This is a genomic window from Zavarzinella formosa DSM 19928, from assembly GCF_000255705.1.
GTDB lineage: Bacteria > Planctomycetota > Planctomycetia > Gemmatales > Gemmataceae > Zavarzinella > Zavarzinella formosa.
This window is the reverse complement of sequence record NZ_JH636446.1, coordinates 295201-310712: the sequence shown is the minus strand read 5'-3', so window position 1 is coordinate 310712 and position 15512 is coordinate 295201. Positions and strand designations below refer to the sequence as shown.

General features: G+C 56.6%; 21 protein-coding genes and 2 pseudogenes. 9 read left to right on the top strand and 14 right to left on the bottom strand.

Annotated elements, in window-relative coordinates; translation table 11 throughout:
• Positions 1-128: 128 nt before the first annotated feature.
• Positions 129-569 carry a hypothetical protein gene (locus BGIM_RS0135800; protein WP_020474463.1) on the bottom strand — a complete coding sequence of 147 codons (441 nt, stop codon included), beginning with the start codon at positions 567-569 and terminating at the stop codon, positions 129-131.
• A 218-nt stretch (positions 570-787) separates the two neighbouring features.
• On the opposite strand from BGIM_RS0135800, the gene BGIM_RS0135795 reads away from it, so the two are divergent.
• Positions 788-1729 (top strand): DUF1559 family PulG-like putative transporter, encoded by a 942-nt coding sequence (locus BGIM_RS0135795; protein ID WP_020474462.1) that lies wholly within the window; start codon positions 788-790, stop codon positions 1727-1729.
• A 9-nt stretch (positions 1730-1738) separates the two neighbouring features.
• On the opposite strand, the gene BGIM_RS0135790 is transcribed toward BGIM_RS0135795, so the two are convergent.
• Positions 1739-2029: a hypothetical protein gene (locus BGIM_RS0135790; RefSeq protein ID WP_029631297.1), complete on the bottom strand. Its 291-nt coding sequence runs from the start codon at positions 2027-2029 to the stop codon at positions 1739-1741.
• A gap of 38 nt (positions 2030-2067) precedes the next feature.
• Here BGIM_RS0135790 and BGIM_RS63810 point away from each other — a divergent pair, with 38 nt between their 5' ends.
• Entirely contained in the window at positions 2068-2274 is a 207-nt protein-coding gene (locus tag BGIM_RS63810; protein ID WP_020474460.1) for a hypothetical protein, read from the top strand.
• On the opposite strand, the gene BGIM_RS0135780 is transcribed toward BGIM_RS63810, so the two are convergent.
• From BGIM_RS0135780 to BGIM_RS0135735, 10 genes and pseudogenes are all read right to left on the bottom strand, one after another.
• Complete coding sequence (locus tag BGIM_RS0135780) at positions 2266-2451, bottom strand: hypothetical protein (protein WP_020474459.1); 186 nt, start codon at positions 2449-2451, stop codon at positions 2266-2268. The genes BGIM_RS63810 and BGIM_RS0135780 overlap by 9 nt on opposite strands.
• Positions 2448-3152, bottom strand: a pseudogene (locus tag BGIM_RS58840) (nicotinate phosphoribosyltransferase); the annotation flags it as partial. The gene BGIM_RS0135780 and the pseudogene BGIM_RS58840, both read right to left, overlap by 4 nt.
• Before the next feature lie 34 nt (positions 3153-3186).
• Positions 3187-3705, bottom strand: coding sequence for a hypothetical protein (locus BGIM_RS66680; RefSeq protein WP_020474458.1), 519 nt, complete (start codon positions 3703-3705; stop codon positions 3187-3189).
• Between the two features lie 214 nt (positions 3706-3919).
• A pseudogene (locus BGIM_RS54090) lies at positions 3920-4684 on the bottom strand (nicotinamide phosphoribosyltransferase domain-containing protein); the annotation flags it as partial.
• 12 nt (positions 4685-4696) lie between these two features.
• A complete protein-coding gene (prs, locus tag BGIM_RS54085; protein WP_020474457.1) occupies positions 4697-5551 on the bottom strand; it encodes a ribose-phosphate diphosphokinase in 855 nt (284 codons plus the stop codon).
• A 418-nt stretch (positions 5552-5969) separates the two neighbouring features.
• A complete protein-coding gene (locus tag BGIM_RS0135755) occupies positions 5970-6584 on the bottom strand; it encodes a TapB family protein (RefSeq protein ID WP_020474455.1) in 615 nt (204 codons plus the stop codon).
• Positions 6585-6600: 16 nt separating this feature from the next.
• Positions 6601-7191: a hypothetical protein gene (locus BGIM_RS0135750; RefSeq protein ID WP_020474454.1), complete on the bottom strand. Its 591-nt coding sequence runs from the start codon at positions 7189-7191 to the stop codon at positions 6601-6603.
• Between the two features lie 174 nt (positions 7192-7365).
• Positions 7366-7575, bottom strand: coding sequence for a hypothetical protein (locus BGIM_RS54080; RefSeq protein ID WP_040891332.1), 210 nt, complete (start codon positions 7573-7575; stop codon positions 7366-7368).
• 83 nt (positions 7576-7658) lie between these two features.
• Positions 7659-7802 (bottom strand): RNA methyltransferase, encoded by a 144-nt coding sequence (locus BGIM_RS63805; RefSeq protein WP_020474452.1) that lies wholly within the window; start codon positions 7800-7802, stop codon positions 7659-7661.
• On the bottom strand, positions 7799-7987 hold the full coding sequence (locus BGIM_RS0135735) for a DUF7167 family protein (RefSeq protein ID WP_020474451.1): 189 nt from the start codon (positions 7985-7987) through the stop codon (positions 7799-7801). The genes BGIM_RS63805 and BGIM_RS0135735 overlap by 4 nt, the downstream gene beginning before the upstream one ends.
• Positions 7988-8221: 234 nt before the next feature.
• Here BGIM_RS0135735 and BGIM_RS0135730 point away from each other — a divergent pair, with 234 nt between their 5' ends.
• A complete protein-coding gene (locus tag BGIM_RS0135730; protein ID WP_020474450.1) occupies positions 8222-8440 on the top strand; it encodes a hypothetical protein in 219 nt (72 codons plus the stop codon).
• A gap of 590 nt (positions 8441-9030) precedes the next feature.
• Here the strand turns inward: BGIM_RS0135730 and BGIM_RS0135720 are convergent.
• Positions 9031-9651, bottom strand: coding sequence for a hypothetical protein (locus BGIM_RS0135720; RefSeq protein ID WP_020474449.1), 621 nt, complete (start codon positions 9649-9651; stop codon positions 9031-9033).
• A 118-nt stretch (positions 9652-9769) separates the two neighbouring features.
• Positions 9770-10840 (bottom strand): hypothetical protein, encoded by a 1071-nt coding sequence (locus BGIM_RS0135710; RefSeq protein WP_157369668.1) that lies wholly within the window; start codon positions 10838-10840, stop codon positions 9770-9772.
• Positions 10841-11429: 589 nt separating this feature from the next.
• Here BGIM_RS0135710 and BGIM_RS0135700 point away from each other — a divergent pair.
• The 6 genes from BGIM_RS0135700 (at position 11430) to BGIM_RS0135675 (ending at position 15452) form a co-directional block, all read left to right on the top strand.
• Positions 11430-12221 (top strand): ParB/RepB/Spo0J family partition protein, encoded by a 792-nt coding sequence (locus BGIM_RS0135700; RefSeq protein ID WP_238537785.1) that lies wholly within the window; start codon positions 11430-11432, stop codon positions 12219-12221.
• Positions 12222-12343: 122 nt separating this feature from the next.
• Positions 12344-13801 (top strand): type IV secretory system conjugative DNA transfer family protein, encoded by a 1458-nt coding sequence (locus BGIM_RS0135695; protein ID WP_157369667.1) that lies wholly within the window; start codon positions 12344-12346, stop codon positions 13799-13801.
• The gene (locus BGIM_RS0135690) at positions 13798-14391 is read left to right on the top strand and encodes a hypothetical protein (protein ID WP_020474445.1); all 594 of its coding nucleotides are present in this window, start codon (positions 13798-13800) and stop codon (positions 14389-14391) included. The genes BGIM_RS0135695 and BGIM_RS0135690 overlap by 4 nt, the downstream gene beginning before the upstream one ends.
• A 9-nt stretch (positions 14392-14400) precedes the next feature.
• Entirely contained in the window at positions 14401-14643 is a 243-nt protein-coding gene (locus BGIM_RS0135685; RefSeq protein WP_020474444.1) for a hypothetical protein, read from the top strand.
• Positions 14644-14645: 2 nt separating this feature from the next.
• Complete coding sequence (locus tag BGIM_RS54075; RefSeq protein ID WP_020474443.1) at positions 14646-15053, top strand: pentapeptide repeat-containing protein; 408 nt, start codon at positions 14646-14648, stop codon at positions 15051-15053.
• A gap of 120 nt (positions 15054-15173) precedes the next feature.
• On the top strand, positions 15174-15452 hold the full coding sequence (locus BGIM_RS0135675) for a hypothetical protein (RefSeq protein ID WP_020474442.1): 279 nt from the start codon (positions 15174-15176) through the stop codon (positions 15450-15452).
• Positions 15453-15512: the final 60 nt, after the last annotated feature.

Genomic DNA, 15512 nt, shown 5'->3' with positions numbered 1-15512 from the left:
CAATGCGGGCTGCCTGACAATGGCATAATTCAAGCATATCTCGTACCAACGCGAGGAAAATTCTGTCGCGTGGACGAATTTACGACTCATCGTCGCATGATAAGCGTCACAATGTGACGCGCCTTCCGTTATCCAAACAACGTCGGCTGGCTCACCATTCCCCGCAACGCCTTCCGCAGCCCTTCCATCTCTGCTCGCTCTCCGTGGGACAGCCCGCCTTTCCGCTCCGTTCGCTCGATCAACTCCGCGATCCCGGCGCGCCTCGCTTCGTCTTCGCTCTCGAAGGGTTCTGCCAGCCACACGGATGGGGCGTAGGAGTATCCGAAGTTGCTCGTTTGGATCGACGTGCAGAAGACCCACACATGCTCTCTGACTTTGCAAAGGCCAACCGTCGCTGTCGCTTTCCCGCAACGAGCGACAACTTCCTCCTGCCGAGGGCAAAAGACGCCCGAGTTATTGACGTGGCACTCGGCTCCCCACGCCAGTTTGGCAATCTCCAGTGTCCGGGGATCGCGTCGCCAGTTGGGGTCGGCGTCCTTGATGGCTTGGATGCGTGCGGGGATGTCCATGACCGAGCATTAGCGTGTTTGCAGGTCCGGCGCAAGCTGGGTGATCGCATCGACGCCGCTCGGTTGATGCTTGACGAGATCGAGAAATATCAGTTGTGCCGCCTCACTCTCGCGGTTATTCTTCTATTTCCTCTCCCAATGCGCCAGGTATCCCCTTCGGATGCCCGCGTCCCTCCGCACTCTCCCGCCGGTTCGTCTCGCCATTCCAAGGATTCGCCATGCCGCATCGCCTGGTCCGCTCCGCCTTCACCCTCATTGAGTTGCTGGTGGTGATCGCCATCATCGCCATCCTGATCGGATTGCTGCTGCCTGCTGTTCAGAAGATTCGGGAAGCGGCCAACCGTTTGAAATGCTCGAATAACCTCAAGCAAGTCGGGCTGGCGGTGGCCAACTACTCCGACACCAATGGCGGGAAGCTGCCGGAAATCGACTCCGTCACCGGATCGCAACGGGGATCGCTCCATTATTGGATTCTGCCCTACCTGGAGCAGGAGAGCCTGAGCCGTCTCGGCATCAGCGGGGCGGGGCTGGGACACGAAACGTGGTCGGCACCGATTGATTCGACAACCAGCCTCCAAGGCATCGTCGTCAAGACGTACCTCTGTCCGTCGGACACGAGTTCCCCGGGCGGCATCTGGGCCGGAAGCACTCCGGGGGCGCTCTCGACGTGGGCCGTCACCAATTACGCGGGCAACATCGGCCTTTTCGGACCCCAAAAAGGCTCGGACCCCGTTTACCCCTGGACGCTCAAGCCCATGTCGACGTCCCCGTTCACCATCGGGACCATTCCCGATGGCTCGTCCAACACGATGGCCTTCGTCGAGAAATACGGGACAACGGGATCGGGAGGGTCTTACGGCAGCCTTTGGTCCTGGCCATACGGGACAAACGGCCCGCAACAGAACTTCTACGCCGCCGGTTACAACCTGGAGAACTGGGACTGGGGCTGGACACTGGCGACGTTCGCCACCAACAACTACATTCAGAACCGTCCGACCGTCGCCACCGCCCAATGGAATTACGCCCAGGCGATCCACACCGGAGTGATCAATATCGGTTTGATGGACGGGAGCGTCCGTTCGGTCAAAGCCACGATTGACGGCCCGACATGGGGCAAGGTCTGCGACCCCCAAGACGGTCAGGTCATCGGGGATTACTAAAGGGCATGATCATTTCAGCCCCGCATTAATCGGCCGCAACGGTTGAAACCACCCGTTGCATTCAAGACAGGCAGGCATTGATGATGTCGCATGCAGAAAATGAACGAAAAAGATTTCGATGGTGTGAGGCGGCGAGATTTTGCCATTCGGAATGAGCTTGGTTTGCCGATGATTTTGAGCTTCGAGCCGCATTGCCGGGCGATGTGGCACAAGACGTGCATTTATCTCCATCGCTGAGTTGAATGCGTCAATCGGGAAGTGGGAGAGGTTTCGCGATTGGTGGTTCGACTCGGTCAGCATTAAAGCCATCCGAAAATCAGCCGTGGGAGAGACGGCTGGTGGTCGGATGGCTTTTCCATTTTGGTACTCGCACCAACAAGAAGCTTTCGATGATTGTGTTCATGGATGACAGCCGTGTCTTCCGGCATCGCGCCGGAATGAAACCTTGCCTCGTTCAAGCCATTGCAGCTGAACGGCTTCATCAACGCCTTGCCCGCCGCTTGTGGTCAATTATCGGCGACCTGTTCGACGCCCTTTTACGTTAATTCCCGCCCGACCTTCCCCCGCAACCACTCCCGCACCTTCACCGGCACCTCGGCCTTCCCCGCCAGCCACCTGCGGATCGTCCTTGGCTCCCTGGCGAGGTCACGGGCCAGCTTGGTTTGCCAGCCCGTTTTGCCGTAGATGGTTTCGCAGAGGGTGGTCAGTTCTTCGGGGGTCATTCCCTGGCACGGTCGCGGATAGTTGCAATGGTGTCGTCGATCAGCAGTTTTCCGTCGCGGAACACCTCTCGAAGGCAGCAGTCTTCAGGCTCAAGCGAGTCCTGGCGGTCCACCAGACAGTAAACGCCATCCACGAGAATGACACCAATGCGGCCACGGGCTGACTTCTTCACCCCGTTGTCCGTCACCGGGTCTTTGAAGATGTCTCGCCCGACACCGTTCACCTCCCCGTAGGTTGATTTGACGGCAAAGCCGAATGTGTCACGAGTGACATACTGGTACGTGTACGATCCAACGCCGAATACCACGTTACCCGATGCGAAACCCTTGGCTTTCAGCCCCTCAAGAATAGCCTCGGCGCGGGAGAGCGTGATCGAGTCGCCGTAGATCAGGCCGACATGGGAATCGAGTAGCCGGAAGCCTTTGTCGGTTTCCGTGCCACCAAAAACTTCCCACAAGCACTCCACCGCTCCCTTGCGGGCCGGGGAGCCTTCCGGGGAGTCGGGGTCGCCGACGAGTATCTTCACCGGGTCGCCGCTGTCAGGCCGAAACACCAGCTTGCCTTCGCGGGCGATGATAACATCCTTCAGCTCGGCGGCGTATTCGGTGACGACCTTCCAGAAGTCCCAAGTGTCGGAAACAATCGACACGATGCCCGAGGGATAGATGCGGGTGATGATGTGCCGAAAATGACTCAACTCGCCGTATGCCAACTTCTCTTGTTCGGTCAACTCTCTAATTCTCGTCTTCATGAATCCTCCTCCTTGATATGTTTTCCCGCCACCATAATGGCCGCAGGTTCGTGTAATGGAAACAGGCCTGTTGCTGGTCCGGCTTCGTAAGGTCGAACGAGTGGCAAGGCATGATGTGGTCGATGTGCCAGCCGAACGACCCATAGTTCTCCCAACTCATGCCTGTCTCGAACTGGGACTCGATATGCTTGACGAAGTCTTCCGCACTGCAAGAGAGCAAGTCCAGCATTGACGAGCATTTGTTTTCTCTTCGTATCACATGGCCAAGCCGACGCCGTAGATTCCGCTTGACCCTGACAATGGAGTTGTCTCGGTTTTTCTCTTCCCAGACGCGTTTGCAGTCGCGAATCCGATCCTTGTTCGCTGCCCGATACTCGACGTCATACAACCTCTTTTTGGCCACGTTTTTTCTGTAGTATGCCTTCTTCTCTTCCCTAAATTTTTCCAGATTCGATTGATACCGCACTTTTCTTGCTGCTTTCAGCCTTGCGTCGTTCTGCATGCGATATTCTTTGTTGAGCCAATTTCTGCATGCCTTACACCATGAATCCATTCCATCTTTGTGGCAGGCACGTTTGTGAAACTCTGCCTGTGGCTTATGCTCTTTGCATTTGTTACATCGCTTTGTCATTGGTCAGGTACGCTATCCGATTCCATTCACCGCTCACCTCGTCGTAAGCCTCCTCCACCATGCTCACATCACCACCAAAATGGCAAGAAGAAAGACAAGCAACGCTATGTTCAGTCGCCAGCACGCTGCAACCGATCAACTCCTTCTCCGCGTCGCCGTTGTAGTAATCCTCGATCAGATCAATTGCGGCCACGGTGTCTGTTCCCACAAAGGAAGTCAGGTGGGCGGCTCCCGACAAGGCCGCATCGGTCACACCGCTCAATCCACGGAAGGAGAAGTCATGGGCCTGAAATTGCACGAAGCCCGCGTCAGTCCCGGTTTCCAAGGCGTAACGCTCAAGCAAGGTGCGGTAATGCCTGGCGATGGTGGCCGAGGTCATCGGCTTCCACAGGTAGCAGGACAGGACGGTTTCGAGATAGTTGGTAAGCCAGAAGAAGTCGGGATGCGTGTTGTAAATCACCAACGCCGGAACCTTGATCGGCACGGACGAGCCTTCGGGCAACGCTTTGATGCAGATCGGCAGATAGCCGAGGTCGTGAAGAGCCTCGATGTGTTCGACCGGGATCGCGTCTTTCCCAAGAGAAGTGTCCATCCGGCGTTTGTACCGGGCGACAACCTCCTCCTTGGGCTTGGCGAAGAATTCCGTGTTCCATGTCTCGATCAGGAAGTGCTTGATGAAGTATTGCAACCCGAAGAACACCACCCGTCCATTGAATAGATGTTCGGGGATGTTGCTCAATTTGCCCGAGCGGGGCGTGAAGTTGGAATAGACCAGCGTCGTGCCCTCGGGATACTGGCGGCGGTGATCGGCCTTATAAAAATCGATGCAATTCAATGGGTTAAGTTTCATGGGCGAGTCCTTTCAGAAGTGAATGGTTGAGATGTGAAGTGGAACGGGAGCCTGATGCGGAGATTCAACATCGCGGCTGAGAAATGTGTCAGTGGTGAATACGGCGTCGATCAATCCATTGAAAACGCCCAAGCCCTGCGAGAAGATGCCGTGGGTGACGAAGAGGAACACCCGGTTGGCACCCTGTGACCGCAGCACCTTGGCCAGTTCGATGAACGTCCGGCCGCCGTCGCAGATGTCATCTACGATGAGAGCGCTCCTGCCTGCAACCGATGCTGCGTCGTGGACCTCCGTGTGGGTGATAGCACCGGTGGTTACATCTCGTACTTTGGAAGCAGTCAGCAACGGCAGGCGGTAATGATTGGCGACGGCGAATGCCTTCTTGGCCGCACCCGCGTCCGGCGCAACGACGGTGATGTCAGAGTGGATGATGCGTCCGATCCCTTCGTGGGCGACAACAAGATCAACTTGAGGAATGATCCTGATGTTCTCGACCAAGGCAGAAGTCACATCGCTGTGCGGATCGCATGTGACCACCTCGTCGAACCCGAGGCGATTGATCAGGCTGGCGATGCTCTTCAGGCTGAACGCCTCGCCCTCTTGCATCACTCGATCTTGCCTCGCGTAGGGGAAGTACGGGACGACCAAGGTCTTTCGGCCTCCTCGATGGACGCGGGCAATCACTTCGCATGCCAGCAGCAAACGGATGATCGCGTCGGGTGATTGCAAGCGGGCAAGAACGGAGATGTCGCCCGCTAGTTGTTGCGGAAGGCTTGGAAATCGAACTTGGATTTCGCCACCGGGGAACGTGAATGATTCAGATGGGTGGCGGTTGTCGTCGTGGAAGAGTTGGATTTCAGATGGCACCGGCCCTCACTGGTTCGCCGGGCTTGATTGCCCATGCGTGCGATGACGTTAGCGCGGATTGCGCGATGTGTAAAGCGGTTTGTTGGCCGTCAAAGGCGTTTCAATCACAGGCGATAACAATCTTGTCTTCCAGGGAAAAATCCGGCCGAAACAGGATTCCTGGAGGGATGTGATCATGAGGTGTGATAAGATCAAACCAACCTTAATTAGCGTCTTGATCAGCATCTGGAGCCCGAAAGATGGGCCGGAAGTCACCTACCAAAAAAACATGCCCGGGTTGCTCCCAAAGAGCATGCAAGTGCACGGGAACGAAGATTGCCGAAAAGGGCGAGGTCAATCGCCCGGCCGGGATCGAGATGACCTACCAATGCGATAATTGCGGTCATCAGTGGAAAGTGCGCGTGACGAAGGGGTGAGGTCACTTCCCCGGCGTGAACGACTTCAAGACAGTCACCTGCTCGATTCCCGGAAATTCATTCAATGATTTCACCAGCCCCACTCCAGGCGCATACCAGCAGCTCTGCTTTCCATTCAGATCGCCCCCGACTCGCCACACGCTTTCGATCCGCAATGCCTTGAATTTTCCAGCCGGGACTTCGATCACTTCTTCCCCGATCATCGTGTAAGTTGTTCTCGACCCCTTTGGCAACTCCGGATTGCTTTCCCACGAATCACCGGCTTTGGCAGGCAGCTTGAGAAGTTGGCGGGACAGAGCGTGTTCCATGCCATTGATGGCGACTGTGAACAATCCCTTTTGCGAAACTTCAAAAGTCAGGTCTGGCCTGGGCGGGACGGTTATGTCAGACCGAATCGTGACCAAGAAGCGACCATCCTTTTCTTCCACTTTGGTCACCAATTGCGTGTTCTCGCTGGTAGTGTCCGCTACGTTGGGTTCATGAGTCCTCCGTTCATACACCCTTTTATCGCCGACCTTGGTGGCGTAATACAAGACAGGCTTGTCCTTCTCCTTTGGAGCCGGGGCGCCGAGGAGCGGAAGGCCTGCGGCGAGCAGGGCAATGACGGCGTGGCGCATGGGAAGTCCTTGGCGATTATTTGCCGGGGGTGAACGATTTCAGGGTCTGTGTCCGCTCGCCTGATGCAAGGGTGGTGATCCTTTTCACCAATCCCACGTTGGGTGCATACCAGCAAATGTTGGTCAATCGCTGGTCCTGAACCGTAATGTGTGTTTCAACACGGATGGTTTTGAATTTTCCCGCAGGAACTTCGATGTCCACGTCCGTCTGCGTAATGGTCGAAGTACTTCTGTATCCTTTATGGTCGGTCGATTCTGGCCCGTTAAGCCACGAATCACCTGCTTTTGCAGGCAGTTTGAGCAATGGATGGGGGCGGGACGTCACGCCCGCGTTCATATGCAGTCCTTTGGGCGAGACTTCATAGGCCATGGGCCCAACTGATTTGCCGTCCCATTCACGTGAAATTGTGACGATGAGCCGTCCGTCTTTGTGTTCCACATGAGTGACCACTTCCGTTCGCTCATTCTTATGATCTTGGTCTTGGTGCTCATAAACGAGTTTGTCGCCGACCTTCGATGCGAAATAGAGAGCGTTTTTTTCTTTCGGAGCGGGCGCGGCAACGGCGAGAATGGGCAGCATCACGAAGATGGGCAAAGTGCGTAACATTACGTTTCTCCAAGGGTGACGCCATTCTACCAAACCGGGTTGCGTCTCTCCCCTCTTCTCGGTATTCCTCCTCTTCGCCAACGCAAGACGCGAAGGCAAGGGCGGGGGCGGCGAGAGCCGATGCCATGACGGCAGCCCCTCGTTCAATTCCCCGGTGCCACCCATGAAACATGGTTATTGTGCCGTTGAATCGGGCTTCTTTTCTTCGGCTTCCGTCTGGTGGGCGTGTTGCTGGAAGCTCTCTCCCTCACTATCTGCCTTTTTGAGGGTCGGCTTCTTTCCCGGCTTCGGCTTTTCGGTCGCACCACTGGCAGGCACTTCGCCGTTGTGCTTTTTCTCCTGCTGAACCTTTTTGTCGTGAGCCACGTTTTTCGGGTCTGACATGCTGTCCTCTATATCTGTGCATCTGCCCGAACCATGCCTCGGATGAGAGAGCAAACGGCCGGGGGCTCTGATGAGTGCATCAGTCATGCCCTTGGGGGCGATAATTGCCCGTTTTCCGGTTTGGCGGGAAATAACAATGCGGCGAGGTTGTGGGCCGACCGCCAGAGCGTGCCGACATTGACGCCGGTCTTGCAGTTCTCGATCCCGATGCCAAAGTAGCCCTTCATGCAGTTTCATTCACGATGGACCAGCCAAATTCAGCCATGTTCCAGATTTCCTCACGAGCACATTCCTCGAAATACTCTTGGCGCGACTCCTCATTCATGTCCTCAAGCTCTTCGTCTGGTACATCTACGATCCGCTCGCACTTACTGCCGACCTTGTCCGTGGCAATCCAAACTTTCAGCTTCATCTCACCTCACTCTCCAGCCACTTGGCGCATCACCCGCGAGGCTTGCGAGCGACAGGCGGATGATGCACAAAATGGCCGTTGATGGGGATGTGGTCGCTCGCATGGGGGAGTGAATCGCATCTGACAGGTTTGGTCAAGCATTTTAATCTCCCTCCTTTCGGCATCGATTGGCACAGAGCGTGCATGATTCACTTTCAACATTCAAACACACGAAATTCAAGCGGAGAAGCAACCATGCGAACCATCGGAATTCTGCTCGTAATCCTTGGCATCATCGCCCTCGCCGTTCCGAGCATCACTTTTATGACAACCGAGCGAGCAGTTGACACCAGCTTTTTGACAATCGACTATCAAAAACCCCACACACTCATTCTCAACCCCATCGCCGGTATTGTGGCGGTTGCCGCAGGCGTCGTGATGATCGTTGCTGGCCGTCGCCGAGGCGTGGTGTGAATTTGCCGGTGATGAAAAGCTCAAGACCCGCTCCATTTTCGGGGCGGGTTGTTTCGTTTATGGGAAAGTGGTTGCGCGAGTGTCATGGATCAGGCAAGATGTCGTCGGTTGCGGTGGCGGATGTGACAATCCGCAAGTCGTGAAGCTGGATGGCGGGCCAAGCCTGTGCGAAAGCACGAAGAGTTGTCCGTGGGGTGGGCTACCACGCGAACCCTGAATGCCAGACCCGCAACCAAACCAGCCCCTAAGCCGGACGATCACGTTCCACGTGTGAGGATGAAGGTTGAGGGGTTGGCACTCAAGACCCGCAAGGGCCGCCGGGAGTGGCTACCCGGCTCAGTCATAACCAAGGAGGGATTATGGTCGCTTGCTGCTGCACTGGAGAATGTAAACATCCTGAAGGCGTCTGCCCATCCGCAAGATTTAATCGCCATTCTTCACCTCCGTGGAAACTTGCCGTTTGGCCGGCCTTGCCAGTGAGCGAACCGCCTCCCTACAGAATGGGATGGCTCTGCCCCAAGTGCGTCGCGTCCAATGCCCCGTTCGTCCAGCAATGTCCTTGCCGAAAGCCGGTTGAGCCGACCTGTTGATTAGAACGGGATCGTCTCGTCCTTGGCCAACTGCTGGCTACGTCCTGGAATCTCACCACGGACGGCTTCTTCCATGCGAACGACCTGATCGACCAGTTTGATCGCGTCGTCACGGGTGCGGGAATTACTCACACGGCCTTCCTGCGTTTGGCCGGCCTTCAGCCACTTGCTCCAAGCCTTCGATTCGGCGTCCCAATGATAGCCGGAGTCTTTCAGAACGTGCTTGATGGAATCAAACGCCTTGGGCTGGTCGTCCTTTGTGCCACTGCCAAACGTGATTAGCATTGCCGAGGGTTTCTGGTTTTCCTTGGTCCATGATCCTTCGGAAAGAGTGACCTTATATCCATCAGGCCAGTGGTGTGACAACGAAGGCCAAGGATTGGCTCTATCAACCCAAGTGCCAGCTTTCTTTTCCTCGGCAACGGCGGGTTCGTTCACAACGGAATGTGGGTCTTCTTGATGGGCTTCGTGATGCGGTGTGTGGTGAGCATGTTCGTGGTGTTCAACCGGCTCGGCCAAAGGGACATCGGAGGGGAGTGAGAAAGAGTCAGCGACCTGTTCGACGATTTGATGGGGTTCGGTATGGGATTCGATGGGTTGGTCTTTCTTGCGTTTAGCCATGGGGCCTCCGTGGTTGTGGGGTTTTTATGCCTGACCGCTGAACCCTTTTGAAACAACGACCAGGCGGAAAAGGGGTAACGCACGGAGGAAAAGATGTCAACGGGTCGGTGAACGCCTCCTATATATGTGGATGCCACCTGCTGTCATTTAAAGACGGCGGCTTATCAGTGCGGTCAAGGAACTCCCTGATAAACTGCAACTGCCATTGGATCTTCTGGCGCTCATCGCTCCCGTCGTCAGTTGACTCAATTTTGCGTTTGAGAGCCTTGTTGGTCGCGTCCAAATGTCTTCCCATCCAATGGCTGAATCGTTCAAGTGAACGTTCGTCGCGGGGAAGTGCGTGGATTCCTTCCATTCCGCATGGCGAAGTGAAACCTCGGTAGAACAATCGCTGCACCTTCTCGCCATCTACCCTCCATGTCGTTAACATTGACAGGGTTTCTCGGGCGCTGACCAACGGAAAGCGGTCAGCGTCGTAGCGATTGGCACGAGTCCAGGCGGCCCGTGTCGCGTCAAACTCTGTCATGCCTTTTTCCTGAAGCCAAGGGATGAGTCGGCTGCGGAACACATCTTTGAATCCATTGTCGAAATCCTCGTAGGATTCCAGGTTATTAAGCTCGTCGATTTCTTCGAGATCTTTGATGAACTGACGCGACGGGGTGAAGAACAAGATGTTCGTGCCCCGGGAGATGGCGCCAAACACTTGTTCGATCATGGCCTTGTTATCATCGTTGAACTCGAACATGTTGGGAAGTAGAGTGGTTGTCGTACCGCCCCAATTGCTCTCCGGCCCCATCATTCCGAACAACCTTGACGTTCCGGCGGCGAGATCGTTCACCATTTCCATCGCCTCTGCGAGGCAGCCTTGAATCTCCCCCAGAGTTCCGGCGAGCGTTCTCTCCTTTTCCGCGGCTGCCTCCTCGCTCGTCCAGCCATCCACCACGAAATAATCAGACGCATTCTCCACAGTTACATGCTCAAGGCCCATGACCTCGCAAATCGGCCGAAAGAATCGTCTGGACCATGTGTTCGTTTTTTCCCCGTTTGAAATCGGCTGTCTGGAACAAGTGTGACGGTGCTTCGTCACCTTCTCGACCTCAAGTCCAAGGCGTCTCTGACTCCATTTTTTTTGTTTGCGAAATGCTTTTACGGTGGAGGCATACGTGGGGCGATCAGGTGTCGGGTTCATGTGGCTCATCCAAGGGGGGAATAAGGAGTGAGATAATTGGCAGAAAGGCCATGAGCGGCCTCACCGGATTGTAACGCATTTGACAGGCAACCAATATTAATAAAATGGAAAAAATCAAATTTGACCTTGCCGAACATATGAATTTTTTCGCAGAGAATCGGGGCTGATGCGCATCTGCGCAGGTGCGCATTCCCGCAAAAGAAATCACAGCCATCATGAAGCGGTGGAGGAAAATTCTTGAAACTCTGTCACGGAACACCAAGTCTTACTGGCAGGCAACATAGTTTGCCAAATGCCAAGAGCGGGCATGAACCCAACATTCCCAAGCGAGCCCCACACGAAAACAGGGAGAACATGAAGAGCCGAATCACACCTGCCGAATGCGGCGGCTTACCTTCGTGACCATCCGCTCTCATTGATCTCGCCTGACTGAAGAATCAATCCAACCCCAAAACCGGAACATTTCCGGCTCCAACGGCACGCTGCGTAAGCGTCCCTGATGACGGTACGCGCTGCCATACGAAAGACGAGGCGCTAGATGCTTCAACCACCCCCGAAACAACCGGCCAACTATGTGCCGGTGATCCTCATGGCCGCGGTCTTCGGCATCGAGCCGCCGCTGATCCAACGGACCGAGGATGATGCGAACCGAGAATCCATCAGAAAGAGCATGGCCCGTGACGGCCAGCACTTCCCGATCATCGTTGTCAAAGTCGGAGCAGGCTATCGATTGGTCGATGGGCAGCATAGGCTTGCCGCAGCCATTTCGCTGGGCTGGAAAGAAATTCAGGTCAGGGTGATCGGCGAGGATTTGCCCCGGCTCGTGGAAATGTCCCTGATTCTAAGCCTGAACCGCAACAGGAAGGGCGCGTCTCCCATCGACCAGGCGATCATGCTGAACCAACTCAAGGAGGCGACGGGCAGCACAGTATTGCAAATTGCGGAACAGGTGGGCATGTCGCCCGCAGCAGTCCAACGAAGCCTCGACATCCACAACCGCATTCCGGCAGAAATCCGCGTGTTGATTCCCTCCAAACTCGCGCCGTCCAAGGCGTCTCTCATCGCGCAGATCAAGGACGTTCCAACGCAGATCAAGCTGGCTCAAATGGTCGTTGACCAGAACCTTTCCCGTGAAATGTTGCTCGCGGAAATCCAGGAGATCAAACGAAGGAAACGCGGAGACAAAAAAGCCAAGCCGGTCACGGTCAAGACAAAGGCAGGCTCCATCTACACCTTCACGACGGCGAATATTGACGTGATGGTGACCGAGCTCAACGCCCTGATCGCCGCGTGCAAGAAGATTGCCCTCGATGGGCTTCCATGGACCGTGACGCAGGCGATTCTCTCGAAGGTAGAAGGCGATCCCGCCCCCAAGAAGTAACGCGATTTAACCCTTTGTCCACGAACCGGCCGTTCTAAACGACGGCTTTAACCGAAGGCACGGACTCATGACAAACACCAATTCAACCCGGCGGTTCACCGCCATCACCGGAGGAACACGACTTGTGGAGACGATTTCGGGGCAGGCCACGGCCTCCGCCACCTTTGTTCGACCCGCACTTCCCCATCCTGGATTTGGGGGACCGGGAGTTCATCACGCTGGGCCAGATGCTGGAATCGCTGGTCTGCTTTGGCGCGACCGGCAGCGGCAAAACATCGGGTCCGGCGTTCCATTTGTTGCTGAACATCATCCGGGCCGGGTGTTCCGTGCTGGTCCTGACCGTAAAGCCGGACGAATGCCAGCGGGTGAAACGGATATGCGAGATCGCGGGACGTGGGTCCGACTTTCGCCGAATCGGAGAGGGGGAGCCTTGGAAACTGGATTTGCTGGACTACGAGCTTTCCCAGCCCCATGCAAGCGTGGAATCCGCCGCGGCAATGCTCGACACTCTGGTGGAGCTTGCCAGCCGCAGTCAGGGCAAGAACGAAGAACCCTTCTGGCAACTTCTCTGCAAACGGCTCTTGCGCATGTCAATTGCCGCCGTCTGGCTGGGGACGGGGAAGTGTTCGATCACGGACGTTTACCGCTTTGTGGCCGACCTTCCCCAGTCACCCGATCAACTTCAAAACCCGGAGTGGATCAGGGACTCCTTTGCCGGGCAATGTTATCTGGCGGGGACGGTGAGGGATCTGCCGCCGGGCAAACGTCGGGTGTTCGAGTTGTCGGTCGGATTCTGCGAGGAATGGAGCAATTTGTCGGAAAAGACGCGCAGCATAGGCCACACGATGGCCGTGAATATTTTGTCGCAGTTCATGACCGGGCCGGTGGCCGACGTGTGCGCATCGGGGGAGTCGAACCTGACGCCGGACGAGGCGATGACCGAGGGACTGGTGGTCTGCGTGGACTTCCCGGTGCTGCTCTGGAGGGAGCCGGGGCAGTACCTCCAGCAAGCGATCAAATCGACGTTCACCAGAGCCGCGCTCCGCAGAGATGTGACGAAAAGCCCCCGCGGCTGGTGCCTGTTTGTGGACGAGGCCAATTGGTTTGCGGACGCCAGGAACGATGCCTTATTTGCATCAGTGTCTCGTTCGGCAAGGGCGTTTTCGTGCGTTTTCGCTCAAAATATTCCGCTCCTCCAGCAATCCTTCGGGGAGGAGGGGGAGCAGGCCGTCGCAAGCTGGCTGGGCAATTTCAACACGACACTTTTGTGTTCAAACGGATCGCATCAAACGAACACCTATTTCTCGGACAAGATCGGCCAGCGAAGAGAACTATTTCTCGGCGGATCAACTCAGCGTACCGACGAGCCACCCTCGTTGTTCAGCGTGCTGGCTTCAACAGTGACGGGAAGCTTTTCGGAACAGTGGTCACCCATTGTCCCTCCGCATGTCTTCGCCACACAGTTGCGCACCGGAGGCGTTCGGAACGGGAAGCTCGTGGATTTCTTCGTCATTCAAAGTGCGAGGATGTTCGGCGGGCTGCCGTTCAAACTCGCCACACTTCGGCAAGGAGACTTATGAACCCCAGCTCGACGGAGCGGCAGGACAAACTCCCGCCGCTCTTGGTGATGCTTTTTCTGTGGTTTCGCACCCACGCGGCCCCGCTGGAACTGATTCTCCGGAAGCCAGGCACGGCGGGCCGGGCCTACTTTTCTTGGGCCTCCTTCTTCAGTGTGTTTTGGGTGGCCGTCTTTGCTGCCTGCGTTGCTGTTAACGACCGTCAGATGCACGCCATGTGCGTGTTCTGGATCGCGTTTATGGTTATGGCCTTCGTCCACGCTATCGCCGGGGCGAGAGCCAGGAAACGGGGCTATGCCTGCCACTCTGGCTATATGGGCGATTCGTGGATAGGCGTCATCTGGCCGTGGTTGCTTCGGAGGAAAGGCGGCTGGTGGATTAAGTCCTGCGTCGAGCCGGTGCTGATGTTCTTCGGGTCGATTCCGGTGTTCTTGCTATGCCCGCCGCTTGGCCTGTACATGCTGGTCGGCGCATTCGCGCTGCTTGGAATCACGGGCTACATCGAGGAGCGCGACAAGCGGATGGCCGAGGCTATGAACGACGCCGTGATCGAACAGCGTCATTTGCACGACCTTTATCGCCGGAACCAATGAGGAGAAACGATGGGGGCTTTTGGGGCAATGCTGAAGTCGATGGCCGCCCGGCAGAAGCTGGTCGGCACGGACGTGAAGGGGTGGCTGGGGAACGGGTGGCAGGAATTGCAACAGGCCTTCGTCCCCGGAGTCCAGCAGATCCAGCCCGGAGACAACCCGACGCTGGGAACCACCGTCACCTCGGGCGAGGTGACGAACGAGCGACGGGTGGCGAAAGACGCCCCCGAACAGCCCGAACCGGACATGGAGTAATCATGACCGACAAGCAGTTGACGAGGACGCTTCAAGACCACCGCGACTGGGTCAAGTCCAGTGCGACGGGCAACCGCGCCGATCTCCGGGCCGCCGACCTTCGCGGCATGGACCTGGCCGGGGCGGACCTTCGCTACGCGGATCTTCGCGCCGCCGACTTGTCGAGGGCCAACCTCGTAGACGCGGACATGCGTGGGGCCGACCTTCGGGGGGCCAAATTGACGGAGGCCAACTGCCAGCGGGCGAGCTTTGTGAACGCAAACCTCCATGGCGCGACGCTCGACGGGGCCGACCTTCGAGGGGCCGACATGCAACAGGCAAACGGGGTCGGGGCCTCATTCATCGGATGGCGAAAGTCTGCCGGCAAAACCGCCCCGTCCAAGGAAGCCCCTGAAATCGACATGGAGTGAAGCCATGCTCACGCGATTCCTCGCCCTGGCCAATTGCCGCTCCGCGCTCCTGCGGCGATGGCTCCGACCGTTTCGGCCCTGAGTATTTCCCTACACGTTTCAAACATCATTGGGGTTCACATGAATCTTTGGAGAAGAATCCGCCGCCAGATCAACGGGGCGCGTTACGGCTGGGAGGAAAATCTCTACCACCCCCACACGGTTCGCATCGCCGACCTCGACAATTTTTACTCCAAGCATCCGTTTGCGATGGAGGAATTCGCCGTGCTGCGATGGATGCGCAGATGCGACACGCTGCCACCCGACATCGCCGAGTTTCAGCAACGCCACGCCATCCTCGTTGCGGCCCTGCTACCCGGCGAAACACTCTTGTATCTGTCTGAAACCAAAAAGGTTTGACCGACCGCCACTTTGCGGGACTGCTTGCATGGCATCGCCACAACGCATCGTTTCGCCCGT